The 18,500-nt window shown below is 60.6% G+C and carries 12 protein-coding genes, 1 tRNA gene and 1 pseudogene; 8 read left to right on the forward strand and 6 right to left on the reverse strand.

Annotated features, from left to right (window positions below):
- Positions 1 to 2,543: pseudogene (locus AC1DV9_RS20845) on the forward strand (hypothetical protein); the annotation flags it as partial.
- 590 nt (positions 2,544 to 3,133) lie between these two features.
- Here AC1DV9_RS20845 and AC1DV9_RS20850 read toward each other — a convergent pair.
- Positions 3,134 to 3,208 (reverse strand) — tRNA-Val (locus tag AC1DV9_RS20850).
- 84 nt (positions 3,209 to 3,292) lie between these two features.
- Positions 3,293 to 3,655 (reverse strand): response regulator CpdR1, encoded by a 363-nt coding sequence (gene cpdR1, locus AC1DV9_RS20855; RefSeq protein ID WP_003542883.1) that lies wholly within the window; start codon positions 3,653 to 3,655, stop codon positions 3,293 to 3,295.
- Positions 3,656 to 3,843: 188 nt separating this feature from the next.
- On the opposite strand from cpdR1, the gene AC1DV9_RS20860 reads away from it, so the two are divergent.
- A complete protein-coding gene (locus AC1DV9_RS20860; protein WP_112385543.1) occupies positions 3,844 to 4,725 on the forward strand; it encodes an N-formylglutamate amidohydrolase in 882 nt (293 codons plus the stop codon).
- A gap of 248 nt (positions 4,726 to 4,973) precedes the next feature.
- The gene (gene hisN, locus AC1DV9_RS20865; protein WP_112518087.1) at positions 4,974 to 5,747 is read left to right on the forward strand and encodes a histidinol-phosphatase; all 774 of its coding nucleotides are present in this window, start codon (positions 4,974 to 4,976) and stop codon (positions 5,745 to 5,747) included.
- Positions 5,748 to 5,750: 3 nt separating this feature from the next.
- On the opposite strand, the gene AC1DV9_RS20870 is transcribed toward hisN, so the two are convergent.
- Positions 5,751 to 6,725 carry an alpha/beta hydrolase gene (locus AC1DV9_RS20870; RefSeq protein WP_112518086.1) on the reverse strand — a complete coding sequence of 325 codons (975 nt, stop codon included), beginning with the start codon at positions 6,723 to 6,725 and terminating at the stop codon, positions 5,751 to 5,753.
- A gap of 419 nt (positions 6,726 to 7,144) precedes the next feature.
- On the opposite strand from AC1DV9_RS20870, the gene AC1DV9_RS20875 reads away from it, so the two are divergent.
- A complete protein-coding gene (locus AC1DV9_RS20875) occupies positions 7,145 to 7,612 on the forward strand; it encodes an Hsp20 family protein (RefSeq protein ID WP_112385540.1) in 468 nt (155 codons plus the stop codon).
- An 82-nt stretch (positions 7,613 to 7,694) separates the two neighbouring features.
- On the opposite strand, the gene AC1DV9_RS20880 is transcribed toward AC1DV9_RS20875, so the two are convergent.
- Entirely contained in the window at positions 7,695 to 8,699 is a 1,005-nt protein-coding gene (locus AC1DV9_RS20880) for a bile acid:sodium symporter family protein (RefSeq protein WP_112385539.1), read from the reverse strand.
- A 92-nt stretch (positions 8,700 to 8,791) separates the two neighbouring features.
- On the opposite strand from AC1DV9_RS20880, the gene AC1DV9_RS20885 reads away from it, so the two are divergent.
- Complete coding sequence (locus AC1DV9_RS20885) at positions 8,792 to 9,649, forward strand: LysR family transcriptional regulator (protein ID WP_477949897.1); 858 nt, start codon at positions 8,792 to 8,794, stop codon at positions 9,647 to 9,649.
- A gap of 41 nt (positions 9,650 to 9,690) precedes the next feature.
- On the opposite strand, the gene AC1DV9_RS20890 is transcribed toward AC1DV9_RS20885, so the two are convergent.
- Entirely contained in the window at positions 9,691 to 10,128 is a 438-nt protein-coding gene (locus AC1DV9_RS20890) for a BA14K family protein (RefSeq protein ID WP_112385537.1), read from the reverse strand.
- Between the two features lie 206 nt (positions 10,129 to 10,334).
- Here AC1DV9_RS20890 and AC1DV9_RS20895 point away from each other — a divergent pair, with 206 nt between their 5' ends.
- A complete protein-coding gene (locus tag AC1DV9_RS20895; protein ID WP_477831541.1) occupies positions 10,335 to 10,463 on the forward strand; it encodes a hypothetical protein in 129 nt (42 codons plus the stop codon).
- A gap of 7 nt (positions 10,464 to 10,470) precedes the next feature.
- On the opposite strand, the gene AC1DV9_RS20900 is transcribed toward AC1DV9_RS20895, so the two are convergent.
- A complete protein-coding gene (locus AC1DV9_RS20900) occupies positions 10,471 to 11,523 on the reverse strand; it encodes a threonine aldolase family protein (RefSeq protein WP_112518083.1) in 1,053 nt (350 codons plus the stop codon).
- Positions 11,524 to 12,061: 538 nt separating this feature from the next.
- On the opposite strand from AC1DV9_RS20900, the gene gltB reads away from it, so the two are divergent.
- Both gltB and AC1DV9_RS20910 read left to right on the forward strand, forming a co-directional pair.
- Complete coding sequence (gene gltB / locus AC1DV9_RS20905; RefSeq protein ID WP_477949898.1) at positions 12,062 to 16,786, forward strand: glutamate synthase large subunit; 4,725 nt, start codon at positions 12,062 to 12,064, stop codon at positions 16,784 to 16,786.
- Positions 16,787 to 16,986: 200 nt separating this feature from the next.
- Complete coding sequence (locus tag AC1DV9_RS20910) at positions 16,987 to 18,462, forward strand: glutamate synthase subunit beta (protein ID WP_477949899.1); 1,476 nt, start codon at positions 16,987 to 16,989, stop codon at positions 18,460 to 18,462.
- Positions 18,463 to 18,500 lie beyond the last annotated feature (38 nt).

Below are 18,500 nucleotides of genomic sequence, written 5' to 3' on the forward strand. Positions count from 1 at the left end.
GCGACAGCCAGATCGGCAAGCTCAGCGCCGACCAGATCAAGGTGATGACGCCGAAGCAGGTTACCGCCTTCACGGCTGGCCAGCTTGGCAAGTTCACCGACGATCAGATGGGTGCTCTGACGGCAGCCCAGGTCGGCTCTCTCTCCGACACGCAGATCGTCGGTCTCTCGGCTGCTCAGATCGGCAAGCTCAGCAACGCTGCAGTCGGCGGTCTGAAGGCAACGCAGATCAGCGGTATGTCTGACACGCAGCTTGAAGGTCTGAGTGTTGCTCAGGCTGGCGCACTGACGGCAGCCCAGGTCGGTGCTCTGAGTGCCGATGACATCAAGAAGTTCTCCGACGACGAAATCGGAGCGATTGGTGTAAAGTCGATCAACGGCCTGAAGAACGAGGCAATCGCTGCCCTTACCGAAAGCCAGATCGGCAAGTTGACGACCGGCCAGATCTCCGGTCTGCTGTCGACACAGGTTGCGAGCTTCACGGCTGCTCAGCTTGGCAAGTTCACCGACGACCAGATCGGCGCACTCTCCGCCGCTCAGGTTGGTGCACTGACCAACGACCAGATCGGTGGTCTTTCCGCCGGTCAGATCGGCAAGCTTAGCAACACAGCCGTCACCGGCCTCAAGGCAAGCCAGATCACGGCGATGACCGCCGATCAGGTTGCTGGCATCACCGCAGGCCAGAGCGCTCTTCTGACCGGTGCACAGGTTGCTGGCTTCACTGCCACGAACGTTACCAAGCTGACCGATGATGCGGTTGCTGGCCTGACCACCAAGGCAATCCCGAGCCTGACGAACGACGCGATCGCTGTCCTCAGCGAAAGCCAGGTCGGCAAGCTCAGTACCGACCAGCTCAAGGCGATGACGCCTAAGCAGGTCAGCGGCTTCACTGCCACGCAGCTCGGCAAGTTCACCGATGACCAGATCGGTGCGCTCTCCGCAACTCAGGTCGGCGCGCTGACCGATACGCAGATCGGTGGCCTCTCGGCCGGTCAGATCGGCAAGATCAGCAACACGGCAGTCACCGGCCTCAAGGCAACGCAGATCACGGCGATGAGCGCCGATCAGGTTGCCGGCATCACTGCTGACCAGAGTGCTCTGCTGACAGCTGCGCAGGTTGGTGGCTTCAGCGCCACGAACGTGACGAAGCTGACCGACAACGCAGTGGCCGGCCTGACCGCCAAGGCGATCCCTGGCCTGAAGAACGAAGCGATCGCTGTTCTCAGCGACAGCCAGATCGGCAAGCTCAGCGCCGATCAGATCAAGGCTGTGACAACGCAGCAGATCGCCGGCTTCACGGCTGGCCAGCTCGGCAAGTTCACCGACGATCAGATGGGTGCTCTGACGGCTGCTCAGGTCGGCGCACTCTCCGACACGCAGATCGCCGGTCTCTCGGCTGCCCAGATCGGCAAGCTCAGCAACGCTGCAGTGGGTGGTCTGAAGGCAACCCAGATCAGCGGCATGACCGACGTACAGCTCGAAGGCGTCAGCACGTCCCAGGCCGCTGTGCTGACGGCAGCCCAGGTCGGTGCCCTGAGCGCTGACGACATCAAGAAGTTCTCCGATGACGACATCGGGGCGATCACGGCGAAGTCGATCAACGGTCTGAAGGCCGATGCCATTGCCGCTCTCAGCGATAGCCAGATCGGCAAGCTCAGCGCGGACCAGATCTCCGGTCTGCTGTCGACGCAGGTTGCCAGCTTCACGGCTGCTCAGCTCGGCAAGTTCAGTGACGACCAGATCGGCGCACTTTCCGCCGCTCAGGTTGGTGCACTGACCAACGACCAGATTGGCGGTCTCTCTGCCGGTCAGATCGGCAAGCTCAGCAACGCGGCTGTAGCGGGCCTGAAGGCAAGCCAGATCACGGCGATGAGCGCCGATCAGGTTGCCGGCATCACCACAGGCCAGGCAGGTCTCCTGACTGCTCTGCAGGTCGCTGGCTTCAGCGCCACGAACGTCACCAAACTGACGGACGACGCGGTTGCCGCGATTGGCACCAAGTCGATCGGTGGTCTGAAGACCGACGCGATCGGTGTTCTCAGCGACAGCCAGATTGGCAAGCTGAGCGCTGATCAGATCAAGTCGATCACGACACAGCAGATCGCCGGCTTCAAGGCTGCCCAGCTCGGCAAGTTCACCGACGACCAGCTCGGCGCACTCTCCGCCGCCCAGGTCGGCGCACTGAGCAACGATCAGATCGCGGGTCTCTCCGCGGCTCAGATCGGCAAGCTCAGCGACACGGCGATCACCGGTCTCAAGGCAACGCAGATCACCTCGATGAGCACCGCTCAGATCGAAGGGATCACGCTGTCGCAGACCGCCAAGCTGAACGCTGCACAGATCGGTGCCATGGCGCCGGAAGGGGTCGCGAAGTTCTCGGTCGACGAGATCGCCGCAATCGACGTCAGCGCGATCAAGGGACTGTCTGCGGACGACATCACGGCTTTGGACAAGGATCACGCCAACGCCTTCACCACGCCGCAGATCCAGGCAATGAACGACGACCAGCTGGCAGCCGTCGTGGCCGCCTACAACGCAGCCTAAGACGCAAGGGAGGGTGGCCTGACGGCCACGCTTCACCGGCTTAACGCAATCGGGCCCGCAGCTTTGCGGGCCCTTTTCATTTTCCGGCCTCCGACCTCGCGCAGGGCAACAAGCTGCCGCCAGTTCGCTCCGAGACCATGCCGCGAATCATCATTGCCTTCCGATTCGAATCGGCTGTTTTATGTGATGGAAGTGTGCCACCGGCTGGGTCCGGTCATTCCGATTTTTCAACGGTCATAAAAGGCCCAGGGAAGGCCTTGGGCGAGAGATGACAGTCTTGTGCTGTTGCGCCCCGGCTGCATCGGCGAGCGCGTCCTGGAGGGCTCTGTAGAGGCTTTCACTTGTGCCAAAGATTCGGCCCGGCACACAGCCGCGATCGCCATGGTGTATCTCAAGGCATGCTTCTTAATTCGACTGAGAACCATACCGCAGCTTCCCTGCGGTAGTTCGCGGCAGACGCGGGAAATGGCAGTCCTGCAAAAGGCAGGGACGTGGGAGATTTTGCGAGAAAACTTAGCCGGCTTTGAGGGAGGCTAAAATCACCAATCAGCGGCTTGGTGAAAATCCTCTAATAAATCAAGAGGATCGGATGGTGGGCGTGACAGGGATTGAACCTGTGACCCCTACGATGTCAACGTAGTGCTCTCCCGCTGAGCTACACGCCCATCCGATGGCGGCGCATAGATCACAAAACCTTTGGGGCCGTCAATAGGCTTTTTTGAAGTTTTGTGACCTGACGCCTGCAAGCCTTATGCGGCAAGCATTTTGTTCACTTCGTCGACGAGATCGCGGAGGTGGAAAGGCTTGGAAAGGACCTTTGCATCCTTCGGTGCCTTCGAATCAGGGTTCAGTGCCACGGCAGCAAAACCGGTGATGAACATGACCTTGAGGTCCGGATCGAGTTCGGTCGCGCGACGCGCGAGTTCGATGCCGTCCATTTCAGGCATGACGATGTCGGTCAGCAGAAGCGAAAAGGGCTCTTCGCGGAGCCGGTCATAGGCGCTTGCGCCGTTGTCGTAGGACAGAACCTTGTAGCCTGCCTTTTCGAGCGCCTTCACGAGGAAGCGGCGCATGTCGTTGTCGTCTTCTGCAAGCAGTATCTTCTGAGTCATTATCCAGACCGCTGGTGAGATGAATTTTTATGGGAGGCTCCAGCCAATACACTAGTCCTTCCCCGGTAAACAACCGGTGAAGTGACCACCCGTGGCTGTCATCCCCTGTACATAGTATGGACTTGCGGCCGGGCAACTGGCAACATGGGGCAAGCAAGCCTCGAACGACATGGTTAAGAGGGTAGAAGGTGCCTGAAATCCGCGAATACGAGCTTTTTGAGATACGTGAGCCCGTGTCGCAGACCATTCCCTTCGTTTACAATTCCCCCCATAGCGGCCGCATTTATCCACCGGAATTTATCGCTCAGTCGCGTCTTCAGGGCATTTCGATCCGCCGCTCGGAGGATCACTACGTCGATGAACTGTTCTCGGCGGCGAGCCTGCTCGGTGCGCCGCTCCTGCTCGCAAACTTCCCGCGGGCCTATCTCGACGTTAACCGTGAACCCTATGAACTCGATCCGCGAATGTTCGACGGGCTTCTGCCGTCCTATGCGAACATCAATTCGCTGCGTGTTGCAGGCGGTCTAGGGACCATCCCGCGCATCGTCGCCGAAAACATGGAGATCTATGCGCGGCGCATTCCGGTCCAGGAAGGGCTTGATCGCGTCGAGAGCGTCTACAAGCCCTATCACGCCGCACTTCGGCGACTGATTGCCCGTACCCATGTTCAGTTCGGCTTCGGGGTGTTGATCGATTGCCACTCGATGCCTGGAAATGTGCGGGTTGCCGGCAGCAATCAGCGGCCGGATTTCATTATCGGCGACCGTTACGGAACGTCGGCCTCCGCCGAGTTGTCGCGCACTGCTATCAGCATCTTCGAAGAGATGGGCTTCACGGCCATTCGCAACAAGCCCTATGCCGGCGGCTTCATCACCGAGCATTACGGGCGCCCGTCGCGGGGCCTGCATGCGCTGCAGATCGAGGTCAATCGCTCGATCTATGTCGATGAGGTGACGCTGGAAAAGCGGGCTGATTTCCCTGTGATCGCCAATGCGGTGACGAGCTTCATGCGGCAGATGGCGGATTACGTGCAGCGTTTTGCTGACGATACGGCGCTAGCTGCCGAATAACTCCCTGGCAATACTCAAAAAAAACCGCGCTCTGCAGCGCGGCTAAGTCTAGGGAGGAAACACCCAAGGAGGGTATTTACAGTCAGAAGACTGTAAGAGGAAGCTACTATTGCATTGCACAATCGTCAAGCAAAATATTGCAGTGCAAAATAATTAGGCAGATAAAGATCGATTGCCTGAAGTGTTTGCATTTTAACGCAGTTTCGCTATGAAAAGCGCCAATCCCGAGGCCAGAAACGGATCCGCCAATGCTCCCCGACCGCTCGTTCTTCAATCGTCTAGCCGAAGCGGCCAAGGCCGAAACGCTGCCGCGCTTCCGCTCCGGCCTTGATGTTACCAACAAGCTCGCCAGCGGGTTCGACCCGGTCACCGAGGGCGACCAGGCGGCGGAAGCTGCGATCCGCAAGCTGATCGAGGCGCATTATCCCGAACACGGCATCCTTGGCGAGGAGCACGGCAGCGTCGGTCTCGACCGGGAATATGTCTGGGTCATCGATCCGATCGATGGCACGCGGGCCTTCATATCGGGCGTACCCGTCTGGGGCACGCTGATCGGCCTGCAGCAAAATGGCCAAGCCATCATGGGCATGATCGAGCAGCCGTTCACCGGAGAGCGCTATTTCGCCGACCAGAGCGGTTCGTTCTACACCGGGCCGGAAGGCGACCGGCAGCTCAAGGTGCGCGATTGCGATGCGCTTTCCAACGCCATCCTGTTTACCACCTCGCCGCATCTCTTCACCGGCAGCGATATGGACAAGTACCGGGAGATCGAAAGCCAGGTGCGGTTGTTCCGCTATGGCTGCGATTGCTACGCCTATGCGCTGCTTGCGGCCGGGCATATCGATCTCGTGATCGAAAACAGCCTGAAGCCCTACGACGTCGGCGGCATCATTCCCGTCGTCGAGAAGGCGGGCGGTATCATGACGACCTGGGACGGCGGGCGGCCGGAAAACGGCGGTTCGATTATCGCCGCCGGCAGCCGGGCTGTCTACGAACAGGCGATCGCCATCCTGCAGCGGTAGGCGTCAGGTGCCGATCGCTTCGACTTCCTGTATCGCCTCCGCATCGCTGCCGGGGATGAAGGCGTGGAAGGCGGCAAGGGCGGCTGCGCGATAGACATCGCGCTCCTGGAAGATCTCGTGACGGGCGCCGTTGACCGGCACCAGCTGACCGGCGCGGAAATAGCGCGACAGGCGCTCCTGGGCGATATAGGGCACGACGCCGTCACGCGTGGGGGCGATGACGACGGTCGGAATGGTGATGGAGAACAGGTGGTTCGGCGCCATCACCTTGTCGATCGTCTTGAAGGATTCGACCAGCCAGCGGGCAGTCGGCGGGCCGAGCGTTAGTTCGGGGTGATTGCGCATCATCGCGGCGTTGCGCTCGAAGCGGACCTCGTCTGACGTCAGCGGGTTGTCACGGAACTCGGGCTCGCGCAGTTTGGCGCTCAGCGCCATGGTGCCCAAGCCGACGCTGCAGGCAGCGGACGCCAGCCTACGGATAGTCGAGGCCGATGCAGCCTGGCCGATCAGACCGATGAACGGTGCCGATAGGACCATGCGTTCGATGCGCGTCGACAGATACGGTGCGGCGGAAAGCGCGATCAGCGCTCCCGTGGAATGCGCCAGAATGTAGAAGGGCAGGCGGGTGTCCGGCAGCACGATCTTTTCGAGGAAGATGTCCAGGTCGCGCTCGTAATCCGAAAACCGCCGGACATGGCCGTGCTGGCGCTTCTTGACGAGGCGCGGCGAGCCGCCCTGGCCGCGCAGGTCGAAGGTCGCCACCCAGAGGCCCTTCGCCGTCAGATCGCGGATCGTCTCGAAATATTTCTCGATATATTCGTTGCGGCCCTGCAGCAGCACCACCGTGCCCTTGGCGACGGAGGCGTTGGAGCGAAACACCGCATAGCGCAGCTGCTGCCCGTCAAAGGTCTCGAAATAGCCCTCGGTCCGGTTCTCTGGGGCCGGATTGTCTGGAGTCGAGATGAGAACCTGGTCCATGGGATTTGCCGCTGCTCGATGAACGTCCATTGTAGGGGATAATGCACGCGAGGCTGAAATCAACTCTTAAAGATCGTCCGGCCGCCAAGTCCGCTCGAAAAAAGAGACCGGCGGGGAGAGAGGGATGCCCGGCGCCGGTCCATAATCGGACTGAAGAAGAAGGGACGATGCACTTCAGCCATCGGGCCAGTTTGATTACCCGACGGTTTGATTTCTAGGACAGGGCGGCTGAACCGATACCGAACCGGGCGTTCATGCGTGGTTCACCGGTCTGATCGGCGGCACTTGAACTCCGGAAAATCGATCACCATCTGAATTCTGCAGGCGCCGGAAGGGCCTGCCGAACCGCTCCGAAGCTGCCGAATATGGGGTTTCGGGGACATGTTTTTCGCAACTCGTCGCTTCCCAAGGAGGACACTATGCGTCACGTCGATTTTTCTCCCCTCTACCGTTCCACCGTCGGTTTCGATCGTCTTTTCACGATGCTCGACAGCCTTGCTCAGCCCGATCAGGGCCAGACCTACCCGCCCTACAATATCGAGCGCACCGGTGAGAACACCTACCGCATCACGATGGCGGTTGCTGGTTTCGATGAAACCGAAATCTCGATCGAGGCTCAGGCGCACGCCCTGACCGTCAAGGGCGAAAAGAGCGAAGATGCTGCCGACGGCAGCGAATTCCTCTATCGCGGCATCGCCAAGCGCACTTTCGAGCGCCGCTTCCAGCTTGCCGATCACGTCGAGGTCACTGCCGCTTCGCTGAAGAACGGCCTGCTGCACATCGACCTTCTGCGCAGCATTCCTGAAGCCATGAAGCCCCGGAAGATTGCGATTGCCGCCGAGGCGGTTAACGCGCCCAAGGCCATCGAGGCTCAGGTCACCAACTGATCAATCCCTCCCAGGACTGAAAAGAAAAGCGGCGCTCCGATGGAGCGCCGCTTTTTTGTTGATTGCGTGCCGCGCTCACCGGTCAGGCCGGACTTGCCGCTTCCTCGAGTTCTTTAGCGCTGGCCCGCTTTGCGGCGGCAGCTGCGTATTTCTGGGCGATGACGGCGCAGGCCATCAGCTGGATCTGGTGGAACAGCATCAGCGGCAGCACGATGGCGCCGATCGACTGGCCGGCGAAGATGACGTTGGCCATCGGCACGCCGCTCGCCAGGCTCTTCTTTGAGCCACAGAAGGTGATGGTGATCTCGTCGGCCTTGTTGAAGCCAAGCGCCCGGCTTCCGTACATGGTGATCGCAAGCACCAGCGCCAGCAGCAGCATGTCGAGGACGATGACAACGGCGATATCGCCGATCGAGAATGTATGCCAGAGACCCTCGACGACGGCCTTGCTGAAGGCCACGTAGACGACCATCAGGATCGATCCGCGATCGACAGGCATCAGGATCTTCTTTTTCGAGCGGATCCAGTCACCGATCCACGGCTGCAATACCTGGCCAAGCACGAAGGGCAGCAGCAGCTGCAGCATGATCTGCTCAAGCGCATCCCAAGAAAAGCCGCCATGGCCGCCGACAGAGAACAGCAAGCCGACGAGCAGCGGCGTCAGGAACATACCGAAAATGTTCGAGGCCGATGCCGAGCAGATCGCTGCCGGAACATTGCCGCCGGCCATCGAGGTGAAGGCGATCGAGGACTGAACCGTCGAAGGCAGCACGCAGAGGAAGAGAATGCCAAGATAGAGCGGCTGCGGCAGGATCGTATCGGGGATGAAGCCGATGGCTACGCCAAGCAGCGGGAACAGCGCAAAGGTGGTCAGCAGGATCGCCAGATGCAGACGCCAGTGCAGCACGCCGGCGATCACCACGTCGCGGGAAAGACGCGCGCCGTGCAGGAAGAACAACAGGGCGATCGCCAAATCCGTGGCAATGCTGAAGTAACCAGCAAACGCACCGTCCGCCGGAAACAGCGACGCGAGGATAACGGTGCAGACGAGGAGGATCGTGAAAGTATCTGGCAGGAAGCGGCGCATGATCTGGTCCCGGGCAATTCTAAGTTCATTGTTTTGTCATCCATTATGATTCAGGATGCAAGGAATAACAGTTATCATGAATTGAGATTAAAATGCTCGATCTTACCCAGTTGCGCAGTTTCGTCACCGTCGAACAGATGGGCAGTTTCACTCTGGCTGCCGAGCGGCTGGGGCTTGGACAATCCACCGTCAGCCAGCATATTCAGCGGCTTGAAACGTCGGTCGGCCGGAAATTGCTGGCGCGGGATACGCATAAGGTGGTGCTGACTGGAGACGGTGAGGCGCTGCTGTCGCATGCCCGGGCCATGCTTTCGATCGAGGGGCAAGTGCAGTCTCTGTTTCGCGGCAACAGTCTGCGCGGCAAGTTGCGGCTCGGCGTTTCGGAGGATTTCGTCACCAGCCAGCTCCCGGCGGTGCTGGAAGATTTCGTCCGCTCGCATCCCTCCGTTGATCTGGAGCTCACCGTTGCTCTTTCTGGTGCGCTCTATGAGATGCAGGACAATGGCGAGATCGACCTTGTGCTTGCCAAGCGCCGGCTGGGGGATGCGCGCGGCAAGCTGGTTTACCGCGAGCCTCTGGTGTGGCTGGCGCGTGATCCCGAGCATATCATGGCGCAGAACCCGCTGCCGCTGATCGCCTTTCCGGCGCCAAGCGTCACCCGCAGCATCGCGCTTGAAGCACTGGGGCGAACGCAGGTGGCGTGGCGGATCGTCTGCACCTGCGGCAGCCTCAGCGGCCTTACGGCGGCGGCGCGTGCCGGAATGGGGGTGCTGGTGCAACCGCGCAGCATGGCACCGTCAGGATTGAAGGAAATTTCGCCTGGTCGGCTGCCGGTGCTCGAGGATGTGGAATTCGTGCTCGTTCCACGCAAGGGCGCCGATCGGGCTCTGGTCTCGGCGCTTTCCGAAGACATCCTCGGCAAGGTGCGCAGCTTGCGGTCAAGCAGCTAAACAGAAACCCCGCCGGATTGGCGGGGTTTCTGTTGTTCTGGTTATGGGCCTACGCACTGCTGGCGGGGGCCATTATAGGGCTGGAACGTGTTGTCCGAAGCCCGGTACGAACGGTAGCGGTCGGCGCACCAGCGGGTGTGCGAGTTGCCGCCATAGTAGCGCGGCTGCGACGCAGCGCTCAATGCGCCGCCGATGATCGCACCGGCTGCAAGTCCGCCGATAATCGCGCCAGCATTGTTGTTATGGCGATGGTAGTAGCCGTCGCGATAGTAGCGGCGGTTATAGTTCGAGTGGTAGCGGCCATTGTTCCAATGGTGGTTGTTCCAGTTGCGGTGGCGCACAATTCTTGGGCTGCGCACCTGCTGGATATCGGATGCCAGCTGCGGCTTCTCGATGTTGACCACCGGGAACGCCTGCGCTGGCGCAATGCCGGTGAAGGCGGTAGCGAGAGAAATAACTAGGATTGCGAGTTTTTTCATGATTTTCACCTTTCGCCTGTAAAATCGAAAGGCGGCTCGAAAGTTCCGCGAGACCACACATTTGTGCAGGCTTTCACGCAAACGTTAACGGGCTGCTTGCCGCTTTAAGCTCGTCTCAACCGTGTCGCTTAGACGTTTGGTCAGATTTCGGCCGATAGTTTAGCAATCCTTAAAGGTCGTCGTTCGGGGCAAGGGAGAACGGACCGATGATTTATGGAGCAATATTCGTATCCGGGCTGGTTGCCTGCGTGATGATGATCGTGGTGATCGGCCACGAAGCAGAAAAGGCGGATCAGGGTGCACCCCAATCCGCCGTCTTCGGACATCAGAATTGATGCCTCCTTATGCCGCCAGGCATTTCAGGAAGCCGTCGACATCGGCTTCCGTCGTCGCAAAGCTTGTCACCAGACGGATCAGCGTTTCGTTGTCGCCAACGAGTTCCGGGGTGGCGACCGGGATAGGCCACTCATAGAATTTTGCGCCGCGGCTTTCGGCGGTCTTGGCTGCGGCTTTAGTGATAACGGCAAAGACTTCGTTGGATGCCGTCGGCCAGGCAAGGCGGGCGGAATTGCTGGCGCCGATGCCGGAGCGCAGCTGGTCGGCCATGCCGTTAGAATGGCGTGCAAGGCCAAGCCAGAGCTCTTCCTCGAAGTAGGCGTCGAATTGCGCGGCGATGAAGCGCGACTTGGAGAAGAGCTGCGCGGCGCGCTTGCGGATGAAGGGAATGTCCTTGGCCTGCTCCGGGTTGAAGAAGACGATCGCTTCCGCACACCAGCAGCCGTTCTTGGTGCCGCCGAACGAGAGAATATCGACGCCGCGCTTCCAGGTCATTTCCGCCGGTGTTGCACCGAGCGCGACAAGCGCATTGGCAAAACGGGCGCCATCCATATGAAGCGGGAGGCCGCGCTTCCTGGCGATCGACGAGATCTCGCCGATTTCAGGCAGCGAGTAGACGGTGCCGATCTCTGTCGCCTGAGTGATGGTAATGGCGGAGGCGCGGCCGTGATGCACGGCATCTTCCGGGAAGCTGGCGATCTTCGCCGAGAGTTTGGCCGGGTCGATCTTTCCAGCCTCGCCGCTGACGGGGATCAGGCGGGCAGAATCGGCGAAGAATTCCGGTGCGCCGCATTCGTCTTCGATCACGTGGGCCTCGGAATGGCAGAAAGTCACGCCGCCCGGCCGTTGCACGCTGGCAAGCGAGAGCGAGTTGGCGGCGGTGCCTGTTGCCACGAAGAAGACGGCGACGTCGCGCTCAAAGACCTCGGAGAAGCGGGCTGCGACCTTCTTGTCGAGATCGCTGTTGCCATAGGCGGCGGCAAAGCCGGTGGAGGCGGAAAGAAGACGTTTGGCAATGGCCTCGTGGGCACCGGCCCAGTTGTCGGAAGCAAAAAACATGATGTGACCGCACTTGGTAGTTTGGGGGAGGGGCAAAGTTCGGCAGGGACATTACGCCATTGCCGCGGCCGATCAAGCGCCAGCCATCAGACACATCACGAAATCTGATTTCCGCAATCAATATACAAAATAGTGCAAAAGGGCGTAATTTTATGTCGCTTAGTTATTGTTTCTGGTAACTTTCGGTCGAAACTTGATGTTTTTTTAATTTATCACTCTTGCGGGAGCTCCGTCATTCTGGCATAGAACTTGTGAATTAGGACAGGGTTGTTGTCCTATTTTGGCCTTCGTGGCCGGAGAGGTGCCGAAAGTCCTGACCTTTGCAGGCTTTCACGTTATAGTCCGCACGAGCGCAAGACCTTTGAGGTTGCGCGGAAGCGGCTGACAGGCGCGGAGCGCGGCGGATCGCTTCTGGCGGACGCATGCGGCCGATCTTCACAATGCAACAGCGCTGTCACGCGCCGGACCTAAGATCGGGAACGGTGCATGACGAAAGGCCGCCCGCCGACCCCCGCGGGCTTTGACAGGAGCGAAGACGATGACGAACAAGACGCCATCCACGAGTTTTGACCAGAGTGCTGTGGCCAATGCGCGCGCAACGGCCAAAACGCGCAAATTCGCCTCCGGACTGCCGAAAAAGCAGGGCCTCTACGATCCCCGCAACGAGCATGATGCCTGTGGCGTCGGCTTCGTTGCGCATATGAAGGGTCAGAAGTCGCATCAGATCGTCAAGGACGGTCTCTTCATTCTCGAAAACCTGACGCACCGCGGTGCTGTCGGCGCCGATCCGCTGATGGGTGATGGCGCGGGCATTCTCGTGCAGATTCCTGATCGCTTCTTCCGTGAGGAGATGGCGAAGCAGGGCATCACCCTGCCGAAGGCTGGCGAATACGGCGTCGGTCACATCTTCATGCCGCGCGACGAAGCGCAGATCGAGCATTTCAAGAAGGTGATCAAGGATGTCATCACCGAGGAAGGTCAGGTTCTGATCGGCTTCCGCGATGTGCCGGTCGACAACTCGTCGCTCTCCAAGGCGCCCGAGATCGCCGCCACCGAGCCGCATCACGTTCAGATCTTCATCGGCGCCGGCGAAGATGCCGCGACGAACGACGAGTTCGAGCGCCGCCTGTTCACGCTCCGCAAGGTGATCTCCAACCGCATCTATGACGAGTTCGATGGCGAGGAGAGCAATTTCTATCCGGTATCGCTGTCATCGGCGACGATCGTCTACAAGGGCATGTTCCTGGCCTATCAGGTCGGTGCCTACTACAAGGATCTGGCGGACCCGCGCTTCGAGAGCGCCGTCGCCCTCGTGCACCAGCGCTTCTCGACCAACACCTTCCCGTCCTGGAAGCTGGCGCATCCGTACCGCATGGTTGCCCATAACGGCGAAATCAACACGCTGCGTTCCAACGTCAACTGGATGGCGGCGCGTCAGGCCTCGGTGTCCTCGCCGCTGTTCGGCGACGATATCTCCAAGCTCTGGCCGATCTCCTACGAGGGCCAGTCGGATACGGCCTGTTTTGATAACGCGCTCGAGTTCCTGGTGCGCGGCGGCTATTCCATGGCGCATGCCGTGATGATGCTGATCCCGGAAGCCTGGGCTGGCAACCAGTCGATGGCTGCCGAGCGCAAGGCATTCTACGAATACCATGCTGCGCTGATGGAGCCGTGGGATGGCCCGGCTGCCGTTGCCTTTACCGATGGCAAGCAGATCGGCGCGACGCTCGACCGTAACGGTCTGCGTCCGGCGCGCTACCTCGTCACCAACGACGATCGCATCATCCTCGCTTCGGAAGCCGGCACGCTGCCGGTTCCGGAAGAGGACATCGTTCAGAAGTGGCGCCTGCAACCCGGCAAGATGCTGCTGATCGACATGGAAAAGGGCCGGATCGTTTCCGACGAGGAAGTGAAGTCCGAGCTTGCAACCAAGCATCCGTATCGCAGCTGGCTCGACCGTACGCAGCTGATCCTCGAAGACCTGAAGCCGGTGGAGCCGCGCGCGCTGCGCCGAGATGTTTCGCTGCTGAACCGCCAGCAGGCCTTCGGCTATACGACCGAAGACACCAAGATCCTGATGTCGCCGATGGCGACCACGGGTCAGGAAGCCGTCGGTTCGATGGGCACCGATACGCCGATCTCGGCAATGTCGGAAAAGTCGAAGCTGCTCTACACCTATTTCAAGCAGAACTTTGCGCAGGTCACCAACCCGCCGATCGATCCGATCCGCGAAGAACTGGTCATGAGCCTCGTGTCGTTCATCGGCCCGCGTCCGAACCTGCTCGACCATACCGGCATGGCGAATGCCAAGCGTCTGGAAGTGCGCCAGCCGATCCTGACCAACGGCGATCTCGAGAAGATCCGCTCGATCGGCCACACGGAAGACCGCTTCGACACCAAGACGCTCGACTTCACCTATGACGTGGAGCGTGGCGCCGAAGGCATGCCCGAAATGCTCGACCGCCTCTGCGAACGCGCCGAGGCAGCCGTCAAGGGCGGTTACAACATCATCGTGCTGTCGGACCGTCAGCTCGGCCCCGACCGCATCGCCATCCCGGCGTTGCTGGCGACCGCTGCCGTCCACCATCACCTGATCCGCAAGGGTCTGCGCACCTCTGTTGGTATCGTCGTCGAGACCGGCGAGCCGCGCGAAGTACACCATTTCTGCCTGCTCGCTGGCTATGGTGCCGAAGCGATCAACCCTTATCTCGCTTTCGATACGCTGCTCGACATGCATGCCAAGGGCGAGTTCCCGAAGGAAGTCGACGCCTCGGAAGTCGTCTATCGCTATATCAAGGCTGTCGGTAAGGGCATCCTGAAGGTGATGTCGAAGATGGGCATCTCGACCTATCAGTCCTATTGCGGCGGCCAGATCTTCGATGCGATCGGACTGCAGCAGGAACTGGTCGACAAGTATTTCTTCGGCACGGCAACGATGATCGAAGGTGTCGATCTCTCGGCGATCGCCGAGGAAACCGTTGCGCGCCATACATCGGCTTTCGGCAAGGACCCGCTGCTGGCGACGACGCTGGATATCGGCGGCGAATATGCCTACCGCATGCGCGGCGAAAGCCATGCCTGGACGCCGGACGCTGTTGCCACGCTGCAGCATGCCGTCCGCGGCAATGCCGAGGACCGCTACCGCGAGTTTGCCGAAATGGTGAACACCTCGGCGCTGCGCATGAACACCATCCGCGGCCTCTTCAACATCAAGAGTGCCGAGCAGCTGGGCCGCACGCCGGTTTCCGTTGATGAGGTCGAGCCTGCGATCGATATCGTCAAGCGCTTCTCGACGGGCGCCATGTCCTTCGGCTCGATCAGCCGCGAGGCGCATACAACGCTGGCGATCGCCATGAACAAGATCGGCGGCAAGTCGAACACCGGCGAGGGCGGCGAAGAGAGCGACCGCTACATGCCGCTGCCCGACGGTTCGCAGAACCCGGAACGCTCGGCGATCAAGCAGATCGCCTCGGGACGCTTCGGTGTGACCACCGAATATCTCGTCAATGCCGACATGCTGCAGATCAAGGTCGCGCAGGGCGCAAAGCCCGGCGAAGGCGGTCAGTTGCCCGGCCACAAGGTCGATGCGACGGTTGCCAAGACCCGCCACTCGACGCCGGGTGTCGGCCTGATTTCGCCGCCGCCGCACCACGACATCTATTCGATCGAAGATCTGGCACAGCTGATCTACGACCTGAAGAACGTCAACCCGACGTCCGATGTTTCGGTCAAGCTCGTCTCGGAAGTCGGCGTTGGCACGGTTGCCGCCGGCGTTGCCAAGGCGCGTGCTGACCACATCACGGTCTCGGGCTTCGATGGCGGGACGGGCGCATCGCCGCTGACTTCGCTGAAGCATGCCGGTTCACCATGGGAAATCGGCCTTGCCGAGACGCAGCAGACGCTGGTGCTGAACGGTCTTCGCTCGCGCATCGCCCTGCAGGTCGATGGCGGTCTGAAGACCGGCCGCGACGTCGTCATCGGTGCGCTTCTCGGTGCCGACGAGTTCGGCTTCGCGACCGCGCCGCTGATCGCCGCCGGCTGCATCATGATGCGCAAGTGCCATTTGAACACCTGTCCGGTTGGCGTTGCGACGCAGGACCCGGTTCTGCGCAAGCGCTTCAAGGGCACGCCGGAGCACGTCATCAACTACTTCTTCTTCGTCGCCAACGAAGTGCGCGAAATCCTGGCCTCGCTCGGCTTCACCAAGCTCGACGATATCGTCGGCGCTTCGGAGCTGCTGGAGAAGGACGAGATGCTGGCGCACTGGAAGGCCAAGGGTCTCGATTTCAGCCGCATCTTCCACAAGGTCGAGGCCGCCAAGGAAGAGACTTACTGGACCACCCGCCAGAAGCATCCGATCGACGATATCCTAGACCGCAAGCTGATCGAGCAGGCGGAGCCGGCTCTCTCCTCAAAGACCCCGGTTGCCTTCGAAGTCGATATCAAGAACGTCGACCGTTCGGCAGGCGCGATGCTGTCTGGCGAAGTCGCGAAGCGCTATAACCATCGCGGCCTGAAGGAAGACACGATCAACGTGACGCTTCGCGGCACGGCCGGACAGTCGTTCGGCGCGTTCCTGGCCCGCGGCATCACCTTCAACCTGATCGGCGACGGCAACGACTATGTCGGCAAGGGCCTGTCGGGCGGCAAGATCATCGTTCGTCCGCCGGAAAATTCGAAGATCGTCGCGGAAGATTCGATCATCGTCGGCAACACCGTTCTCTACGGCGCGACCGAGGGTGAATGCTACTTCCGCGGTGTCGCGGGCGAGCGCTTTGCTGTCCGTAACTCGGGTGCGATCGCCATCGTCGAAGGCGTGGGCGACCACGGCTGCGAATACATGACCGGCGGCGTTGTCGTCGTGCTCGGCGCAACGGGGCGCAACTTTGCGGCCGGCATGTCCGGTGGCGTGGCTTACGTTCTCGACGAGATCGGCGATTTCGCCAAGCGCTGCAACATGGCGATGGTCGAACTCGAGCCGGTTCCGGAAGAGGACGACATGATGGAGAAGCTGCATCATCACGGCGGCGATCTGGCGCACAAGGGGCGTGTCGACGTCTCCGGTGACATGACGCGTCACGACGAGGAGCGCCTCTATCAGCTGATTTCCAACCATCTGCACTACACGGGCTCCACCCGCGCGAAGCAGATTCTGGACGGCTGGGCCGACTACCGCCCGAAATTCCGCAAGGTCATGCCGGTCGAGTACCGCCGTGCGCTTGAGGAAATGGAGCGCGCCCGGATGGGTATCGCTGCGGAATAATTTGCAAAGAAGTCCGCCGCGCCGAGTGCGTGGCGGATGACCGGACTATCTTCAAATGACCCGTGCCGATTGGTGGCAGCATCCTGCTGCTGGTCCGCGCGGATGGATCTCAGGGGATATGTGCTGATGACGGTCGAAAGAAGCAACCTGCCTCCAGAGCTGAGGCTGATGATGGACAACTGGCCGCAGGCGAGGCGGTCATGAGGGTAAGGGACAAAAATATGGGTAAGGTTACAGGCTTTCTGGAAATCGACCGGCAGGTTGCGAAGTATCAGCCGGCGTCGGATCGTATCCGGCATTTCCGCGAATTCACCATCCCTATGTCTGACCCGGAAGTGCAGAAGCAGGCAGCTCGCTGCATGGACTGTGGCATCCCCTATTGTCATGGCCCGACCGGCTGCCCGGTTCACAACCAGATCCCGGACTGGAACGACCTCGTCTACAACAACAACTGGGAAGCAGCGATCCAGAACCTGCATTCCACCAACAACTTCCCGGAGTTCACCGGCCGCGTCTGCCCCGCGCCCTGCGAGGAAGCCTGCACGCTGAACCTCGAAGATACGCCTGTGGCGATCAAGACGGTCGAACAGGCGATTGCCGACAAGGCCTATGAGCTCGGCTTCATCCGCCCGCAGCCGGCGACCGTTCATACCGGCAAGAAGGTTGCGATCATCGGTTCGGGTCCGGCCGGCATGGCGGCTGCCCAGCAGCTCGGCCGCGCTGGTCACGAGGTTCATCTCTATGAGCGCGAGAGCAAGGCCGGCGGCCTGCTGCGCTACGGCATCCCTGATTTCAAGATGGAGAAAAACTTCATCGACCGCCGTGTCGAGCAGATGAAGGGCGAGGGCGTTACCTTCCATTGCGGCGTCAATGTCGGCGTGGATGTGACGGTCGAGCAGCTCCTGGCAGATCATGACGCGGTGCTTTATTGCGGCGGTTCGGAAACCCCGCGCGAGGCCGGTATTCCGGGCACGGATTTCGCAGGCGTTCATGACGCCATGCCTTATCTCGTGCAGCAGAACAAGCGCGTCGGCCGCGAGAATATCGACAGCGTCGGCTGGCAGGCGGATCCGATCTTGGCCGGTGCCAAGCATGTCGTCGTCGTCGGTGGTGGCGATACCGCATCGGACTGCGTCGGCACGGCGTTCCGCCAGGGCGCCGTCAAGGTGACCCAGCTCGACATCCGCCCGCAGCCGCCGGAAAAGGAAGACAAGCTCGCCGTCTGGCCGTTCTGGGCCACGAAGATGCGCACCTCGTCATCGCAGGCCGAAGGCGCTGTCCGCGAATTCCAGGTCGCAACGCTCGAATTCGTCGGAGAAGATGGCGTGCTGACCGGCGTGAAGTGCTGCGAAGTCGATGAGCGCCGCAAGCCGGTTCCCGGCACGGAGTTCGTGATCAAGGCCGATCTGGCCTTCATCGCCATCGGCTTCCGCGGCCCGTTCACCGACAGCGTGCTCAAGGAACTCGACGGCAAGCTGACGCTGAACACCGACCGCCGCGGCTCGACCAACGTCGTTGCCAACGACAAGGACTACAAGACCTCTGTCGACAAGTTCTGGACCGCCGGCGACGTGCGCCGTGGCCAGTCGCTGGTCGTCTGGGCAATCCGCGAAGGCCGCCAGGCCGCGCGCGCGATCGATGAAGCGCTGATGGGCTCGACGGTTCTGCCGCGTTGATCGGAAGCTTGATCTGAAAAAGCAGGGCCGCTTTTGCG

The organism is Rhizobium sp. 01L410 (assembly GCF_056400165.1).

Excerpts from the sequence above, each read along its gene's own strand:
- AC1DV9_RS20870 (WP_112518086.1), bottom strand. The coding sequence starts at position 6,725 with ATGGACCAGGTTCTCATCTCGACTCCAGACAATCCGGCCCCAGAGAAC.
- cpdR1 (WP_003542883.1), bottom strand. The coding sequence starts at position 3,655 with ATGACTCAGAAGATACTGCTTGCAGAAGACGACAACGACATGCGCCGC.
- AC1DV9_RS20875 (WP_112385540.1), top strand. The coding sequence starts at position 7,145 with ATGCGTCACGTCGATTTTTCTCCCCTCTACCGTTCCACCGTCGGTTTC.
- gltB (WP_477949898.1), top strand. The coding sequence starts at position 12,062 with ATGACGAACAAGACGCCATCCACGAGTTTTGACCAGAGTGCTGTGGCC.
- AC1DV9_RS20880 (WP_112385539.1), bottom strand. The coding sequence starts at position 8,699 with ATGCGCCGCTTCCTGCCAGATACTTTCACGATCCTCCTCGTCTGCACC.
- AC1DV9_RS20885 (WP_477949897.1), top strand. The coding sequence starts at position 8,792 with ATGCTCGATCTTACCCAGTTGCGCAGTTTCGTCACCGTCGAACAGATG.
- AC1DV9_RS20900 (WP_112518083.1), bottom strand. The coding sequence starts at position 11,523 with ATGTTTTTTGCTTCCGACAACTGGGCCGGTGCCCACGAGGCCATTGCC.
- AC1DV9_RS20910 (WP_477949899.1), top strand. The coding sequence starts at position 16,987 with ATGAGGGTAAGGGACAAAAATATGGGTAAGGTTACAGGCTTTCTGGAA.
- hisN (WP_112518087.1), top strand. The coding sequence starts at position 4,974 with ATGCTCCCCGACCGCTCGTTCTTCAATCGTCTAGCCGAAGCGGCCAAG.
- AC1DV9_RS20895 (WP_477831541.1), top strand. The coding sequence starts at position 10,335 with ATGATTTATGGAGCAATATTCGTATCCGGGCTGGTTGCCTGCGTGATG.
- AC1DV9_RS20890 (WP_112385537.1), bottom strand. The coding sequence starts at position 10,128 with ATGAAAAAACTCGCAATCCTAGTTATTTCTCTCGCTACCGCCTTCACC.